This window comes from Streptomyces sp. NPDC102270 (assembly GCF_044766405.1).
Lineage (GTDB): Bacteria > Actinomycetota > Actinomycetes > Streptomycetales > Streptomycetaceae > Streptomyces.
In genome coordinates, this window is sequence record NZ_JBIWLX010000072.1 from 1 (window position 1) to 1,340 (window position 1,340).

At 63.6% G+C, this 1,340-nt stretch carries 1 protein-coding gene; it reads left to right on the top strand.

What is annotated here, in order from left to right:
- The coding region (locus ACIRP7_RS45620; protein WP_403672981.1) for a serine hydrolase at positions 1-1,038 on the top strand (1,038 nt) is incomplete at its 5' end.
- Between the last annotated feature and the right edge of the window lie 302 nt (positions 1,039-1,340).

Genomic DNA, 1,340 nt, shown 5'->3' on the forward strand with positions numbered 1-1,340 from the left:
GCCGTTCCGGATCAATATGGGCCTTCTCACAATCCGGATCGAAATGGGTTCGCAGTGACGGAGACCACTTCACCTCGCGCGCATTTTATCTACCTTTGCCATGCGGTTCCCCTTTATCCATCTACTGCCGAGGTCTGCCCAAACATGTCCCACCCGCGTTCCATGCCGCATTCGAAGACTTCAGCCTGGCGCCGCAACAACCGTGTCGGCGCCTGCGCCGGTCTGCTCCTAGCCTCGGTGACGACCCTCTTCTCCCTTGGCGCACTGCATACGGCAGCCGCCGCGCCCGCGCTGTCGATGCAGACCCGTACCACGGCCGGCACGTACGCAGCGATGCAACATCAGAGCAAGGCGCGCGTGACAGCGGCGGTACTCAGCCTCGACGGCGGGAGCCGGAAGACGTTGCTATACGGCGAGGACGCCCTGTACGACACTGCCAGCATCATCAAGGTCAATATCCTCGCGGCGCTGCTGCTGCAGGCTCAGGACGCGGGTCGGCATCTCACCACCCACGAAAGCGCGTTGGCCGAGCCGATGATCCGGCACAGCGACAACGCGGCGGCGAACGCCCTGTGGCGCGAGATCGGCCAGGCGCCGGGTCTTGAGGCGGCCAACAAGCGTCTGGGGCTGATCTCGACCAAGGGTGGACACGGCACGAAGTGGGGGCTGACGCGGACGACAGCGAGTGACCAGATCAGGCTGCTGCTCTCCGTGTTCGACGGCGCTGCGACGTCGAAGACCGGCTCCCCGCTGAACAATGAGTCACGGACCTACATCCAAACCCTGATGAGCCGTATCGCGAGCGACCAGGCGTGGGGTGTCTCGACGGCCTCCGGTGCCGAGTACGCGTTGAAGAACGGCTGGCTGCAGCGCACCACATCCGGGCTCTGGGACGTCAACAGCGTCGGCCAGGTCACGGTGGACGGACACCGCTACCTCGTCACAGTCCTGTCGGACGGGAGTAGGTCGATGAGCGACGGCATCTCACTGGTGGAGCGGGCGGCCCGGCAGGCCGTGACCGCGACTGCCCGGACCTGATGATTGGTGCCCTCGCTGGCGCCCAGGCCGAGACTCTCGCCGTAGCTGTCGACGGTGAACCCGATGGCTACGTAGACGGCGGTTGCTGACATGACCGTCGCGGAGACCTTGGTTCAACACCGACACCACTGCGTTTGAATCTTGAGTCACAGTTCAAACCTTGGTGAATGACACAACGGAACGCCCTGACAGATCCGTGCGCCCGTGCAGTGCCTGCTGCCGCTTTCGGACCCAAGAGTGACGGCGAACTCACGTAAGCAGGAAGCTTGTTGAGTGTGCTGGTCATGTTGATCCGAAACGGT